General features: G+C 70.5%; 7 protein-coding genes. 6 read left to right on the top strand and 1 reads right to left on the bottom strand.

What is annotated here, in order from left to right:
* Positions 1-145 precede the first annotated feature (145 nt).
* On the bottom strand, positions 146-946 hold the full coding sequence (locus VK611_07515; protein ID HMG41162.1) for a helix-turn-helix transcriptional regulator: 801 nt from the start codon (positions 944-946) through the stop codon (positions 146-148).
* Positions 947-1,406: 460 nt separating this feature from the next.
* On the opposite strand from VK611_07515, the gene VK611_07510 reads away from it, so the two are divergent.
* From VK611_07510 to VK611_07485, 6 genes are all read left to right on the top strand, one after another.
* A complete protein-coding gene (locus VK611_07510) occupies positions 1,407-1,556 on the top strand; it encodes a hypothetical protein (protein ID HMG41161.1) in 150 nt (49 codons plus the stop codon).
* Positions 1,553-1,858 carry a hypothetical protein gene (locus VK611_07505; GenBank protein HMG41160.1) on the top strand — a complete coding sequence of 102 codons (306 nt, stop codon included), beginning with the start codon at positions 1,553-1,555 and terminating at the stop codon, positions 1,856-1,858. Before VK611_07510 ends, VK611_07505 begins: the two co-directional genes overlap by 4 nt.
* Before the next feature lie 200 nt (positions 1,859-2,058).
* A complete protein-coding gene (locus tag VK611_07500) occupies positions 2,059-2,916 on the top strand; it encodes a hypothetical protein (protein HMG41159.1) in 858 nt (285 codons plus the stop codon).
* Positions 2,913-3,284: a hypothetical protein gene (locus tag VK611_07495; protein ID HMG41158.1), complete on the top strand. Its 372-nt coding sequence runs from the start codon at positions 2,913-2,915 to the stop codon at positions 3,282-3,284. The genes VK611_07500 and VK611_07495 overlap by 4 nt, the downstream gene beginning before the upstream one ends.
* Before the next feature lie 245 nt (positions 3,285-3,529).
* Positions 3,530-4,069 (top strand): hypothetical protein, encoded by a 540-nt coding sequence (locus VK611_07490; protein ID HMG41157.1) that lies wholly within the window; start codon positions 3,530-3,532, stop codon positions 4,067-4,069.
* 2 nt (positions 4,070-4,071) lie between these two features.
* Positions 4,072-4,776, top strand: a 705-nt coding sequence (locus tag VK611_07485) for a hypothetical protein (protein ID HMG41156.1), incomplete at its 3' end; no start/stop codon positions are given.

Below are 4,776 nucleotides of genomic sequence, written 5' to 3'. Positions count from 1 at the left end.
CCACGGGTGAACGGGATGGTGCCGGCCTCGGGGCGGTTGCTGTTGCGGACGAGGATCTCGTCCCCGTCCTCGGCCACCTCGAAGCACTGGCCGTTGTCCGTGAAGGTGGACTTGCGCCAGTGCAGATCGGTCGTGTTGTCGGTGGTCAACGTCGGGCCTCCCATGTGTGGGCCATCTGGCGGATCAGGGCGATGGAGTCGGCGGGCGACAGCGCCAGGTGGGTGGCCTGTTCGAACGCCTGAGCGAAGTAGGCGGTCTCGTCCGCCTCGGTGATGAACCGGGTGCCCCCGTAGCTCGACAGGCACACGGTCGGGTTGCCCCAGGGGTGGGCGAGGATCGAGAACGAGTCGAGCCGCCGGGCCTCGTACTGGCCGGCGGTGAACGGCATGACGCGCACCGTCACGCTCGGCAGTTCGGCGGCGTCAGCGAGGCTGTAGAGCTGCTCGGCCATCACCTGCGGAGTGCCGAGCTGGACGTGCAGCACCTGCTCGGCCTGGATGACCTCTAGGCCGACGTCACCGGTGCGGACGCGCTGCTGGCGGTGCCGCCGCTGGTTGATGTTCTGCGTCACGTAGTCGTCGGTCACCCCGGCCAGCCCGACGCAGCGGACCACCGCCTCGACGTAGGCGGGAGTCTGAAGCAGGCCGTCCACGAGCTTCGGCTCGTGGACCCGGATGCCGGTCGCTGACTGCTCCATCGCGAGGTAGTGGGCGAGCCACCCGGCGATCTCCCCGGCGTCGATCGGCATCGAGGACAGCATGGACGCCAGTTCGCTCAGAGTCACGCTGATCGCCGCCGCGTAGGCGGGGCGCTGCTGTGGGTAGGGGGTGGACTCGCCCCGCTCCCACTTGCCGATCGTCGTGCGGTCGACCTCGACCAGCTCGGCGACCTGCTCCTGCGTCTTGCCGGCCGCCTTGCGGGCCTCCACCAGCCTGTGGCGTCGCACGGACGCACCCTACATCTCTCACCCGCGCCGTGGAGTCCGGCACCGACCCCTGCCAGCGTGCGACGGACAGCACGCGCCGGGGTGGGCCGGCGCGACCTCGATGCACCTGATGGTGTTTCACGGCACTTAGGACAACGTCAGTGGTAGAATCAAGGGTGACAGAAGTCACAGAGACGGCGGGGCGGGCCGCCGAACACGACCCGCCCCGGTGTCACCGACACGGAAGGTCGATGACGATGGTGAACAGTACCGAGCGCCCACTCTGCGCGGAGTGCGGCGACGAGGTGGACCCAGGCGAGGCCCACTGGCTCCACGAGGACGGGTGTCCGGTCCAGGCGCTCGCCCACGTGGAGCACGTGCCCGGAGCGGTGGAGGTTCGGGAGGCGCTCGCCTCGTGTAGCTGCGATCGGGTGTGTCATCCCGACTGCTGCCCGCAGCCCGACTGTGTGGGGACGGGGTCGTGACGGTCTCGACGTGCGAGGTCTGCGGCCAGCTCGTGCAGCTCGCGCTGAACGAGTGGGTGCACACCGGCTCGGGCACGTGGGCGGTCCTGCCCGTGCGGCACCGGGCGCAGGTGGTGCTCGGCTCGGTGAAGGAGGCCAGGTCGTGAAGCGGTCGCGCCGGGTGTGGCGGTCGGACCCGCCGCTGAGGGTGACGGTCGCTGAGCTGGTCCAGCACGGGCTCGATCGTCACCCGGAGGCGGTTGCGATCCAGTGGACCGACTCCGACGTCGTGGTCTGTCGGCGTCACGCCCTGGACCCGGTGGTGCTACGGATCATCAAGCAGATCAGGCCGATGGCGGATGGGGCCAAGGTGCTGCTCGGTCGGGGCCGTCACCGGCCGAACTGCGTGCACTGCGTCACCCAGCAGGACTATCGACGGCAGGTGGAGCGGGTCCGTCAGCGCCGTTGAGCAGGTCACCCCGCCAGGTCGTCGCGGCCCCGGTTGAGATTGCCCCTCGGCCGGGGTCGTGGCGCGCCTGGCGGAAGCTCACACCACCTGACAACAACTCTCGGTCATTTCTCCTGCTTTCGCTGGCTCTCCGTCAATCTCGCTGTTTAGGGTCTACCTCGCCACGCTCCGTGGTGACGATGAGACCGAGAGGACAGGACATGACGACCAAGACGAAGAACCAGCCGGCCAGGGCCACCATCGAGAAGGTGGCCGGCCGGCTCGGCGTGGTCCCCCGGACGGCGAGCACGATCGCCAACGAGACGGGGCTCACCCCGGCGACCGCTCGCCGCTGCCTCGTGGTCCTGGTCGACCAGGGGCGCGCCGAGAAGACCGACCGGGGTGAGTGGGTGGCCGCCCAGCAGGACGCCGGGCACCCAGAGCCGCAGGCCGAGGCCCCGCCGACGCCGATCAAGGAGCCGGCGGCGCTGACCAAGTCGGCCATCGGCAAGCTGAGCCGGGACGAGCTGGTCGCGTGGGCCACGAGCTGCTCGCTGTTGGAGCACCTGACCGAGGACGACCTCGCCGCCCTGGGCACGAAGGGCAAGGTCGTCGACGAGGTCACGGGCGCGCTGCTCCGGGCCGAGGTGGACGAGGACCGCCGGGCCGCCGCCACCGACGAGGTCGCCCGCCCGCTGGCCGAGCTGATCGGCTTCACGCCGCCGGTCAAGCCCGCCAAGGCGGCGAAGGCCATCAAGGCGACCAAGCAGGCCGCCGCCCGGCCCGAGGCCCCGGCCTCGCCGCTGACGGGGGTGGCCGTGAAGCTGGCCGCCCTCGGCCTCTCCGACAAGCTGGCCCGGCACGACGCGCAGCTCGTGGAGCTGCTGGCCGAGCACGGGCCGCTCACCCGGGACCAGGTCCTGGCGAAGGTCCCCGGCCTGTCGGCCTGGGCGTTTCGCCGGATGTCGGAAGGAAAGCACTCCGACCGCAGCTTCTCGCCGCTGCTGTCGGTCACCGGCCAGGGCAAGACCCGCACCTACCAGCTCAGCCAGCAGGGCACGAAGGTCGTCGGCCGGTGAGCGCGAGCACCTGTCAGCACTGCGGGCACCCCGCCACGTTCAGCATGACCGAGCACGGCTACCGGGGCTTCGTCCACGAGGCGACCGGCACGACCGAGTGCCCCCCGGTCGTGCGGCTGACCGCCGACCTCAAGGCCCGCCTCCACGAGGCGATCGACGGCGAGGGGTGGGACCGCCCCGGCGAGACCACCCTCGCGGACGAGGCCCACGCCCAGGTCGACGCCGTGCCGACCGGCACCGTGCTCACCCCCGGGGCCGACGAGTTCGGCGCCGACGATCAGGAGCCGCTCACCCCGGTCGCCCACGTCGTGGAGACCGTCGAGTTCTTCGGCTTGGAGAACGTGTCCGGCGACTGGCACGCCGAGTAGCCGACCACCCCACCTACCCCGAGGCCCCTGGTCGACCGGCCAGGGGCCTTTCTCTTTGCCGCATCGGCCCCTCAGCTTGCCGGAGACGGGCCGCGAGGGTGGGTCATTGGTAGACCACATACCGAACGCGAGTTCGTCATCCACACCCCGAGGCCGCCTGGTGGAAGACACTGTGCAGTTACAACCGGAGCTGGGGGCACGACGAAGGACTGAGGATGCCTGCCGGGAACGAAGAACTGAAAGCGATGCAGACGGCCTACGAGGCGCTGGAGCCGCTCGACCCCGAGCAGCGAGGCCGAGCGATGCAGTGGCTGAGGGCAGCGCTCGACGTCACCGACCTGGGGGGAGACGCCGCGCCCGGTGCCCCCGCCGCAAACGGCACCCAGGGTCCCGGGGAAGGCGGACCCCCGTCGTCCCCGCCCTCGCCGAGGGCCTTCATCGCTCAGAAGAAGCCCAAGTCGGCCGCCGAACGGATCGCGTGCCTGGCGTACTACCTGACCCACTATCGGGGCACTCCGACCTTCAACACGAGGGCGTTGACCGACCTCAACACGGACGCGGCTGCTCCCAGGTTTGCCAACCCGAGTCGAGACGTCGACAACGCTGACCGGTCGAGCGGCTTTCTCGTCACCGCTGGAGAGCGGACCAAGCAGCTCACGGTCCGCGGCGAGGCGCTAGTCGTCGCCCTGCCCGACCGAGAGGCCGTGAAGCAGGCGCTGGAGGAGCACCCGCACAAGCGCCGGCGAGCCAGCGGGGCGGCCAAGAAGGCCGCTGCCGAGTCCTAGGCGTGCTCGCGACGATCCGAGCCTCGCTCGCGTCGGCGCTCGACCCGACGCTGGTCGACGAGCTGCTCGAGACGTACACCGAGGCGAAGCGCAACTTCTACGAGGGCGGTCACCGCCTCAACGCCGTCGAGGGCGGCCGCTTCTGCGAGGCGGCGTACCGGCTCCTCGCCCAGCGCACCACCGGCTCCATCACGCCGCTCGGCCGCCAGCTCGACACGGAGAAGCTCACCAAGCAGCTGGCAAACCTGCCCTACGGCTCGCACCCCGACTCGGTCCGCGTCCACATCCCGCGCGGCCTGCGGGTGGTCTATGACATCCGCAACAGCCGGGACGCCGCCCACCTGGCGGACGGGATCGACCCCAACCTCCAGGACGCCACGCTGGTCGTGTCGGTGCTCGACTGGGTGCTGGCCGAGTTCGTGCGGCTCTACCACGGGGCATCGCCGGACCAGGCACAGCGCATCGTCGAGGACCTCGTGACCCGGCGGGCACCGGCGATCCAGGAGTTCGGGGACTTCCTCAAGGTGCTGAAGCCGGACCTGCGCGCCGGCGACCACGCTCTCGCTTTGCTGTACCACTGCGGCTCAGCCGGCGCCTCGCTCGCAAAGCTCACCGAGTGGGCGAGGCCTCCGATGCGGGCGAACCTCAAGCGGACGCTGACGGGCCTGACCGACGACAAGGCGCTCGTCCACTTCGACGGTCAGCGC

The organism is Acidimicrobiales bacterium (assembly GCA_035316325.1).
Classification (GTDB): Bacteria; Actinomycetota; Acidimicrobiia; order Acidimicrobiales; family VFJN01; genus DASXTK01.
This window is presented reverse-complemented; position numbering and strand designations above follow the sequence as displayed.

Bases quoted from the DNA above. Each gene is read 5' to 3' on its own strand.
- VK611_07500 (HMG41159.1), top strand. From the start codon at position 2,059: ATGACGACCAAGACGAAGAACCAGCCGGCCAGGGCCACCATCGAGAAG.
- VK611_07490 (HMG41157.1), top strand. From the start codon at position 3,530: ATGCAGACGGCCTACGAGGCGCTGGAGCCGCTCGACCCCGAGCAGCGA.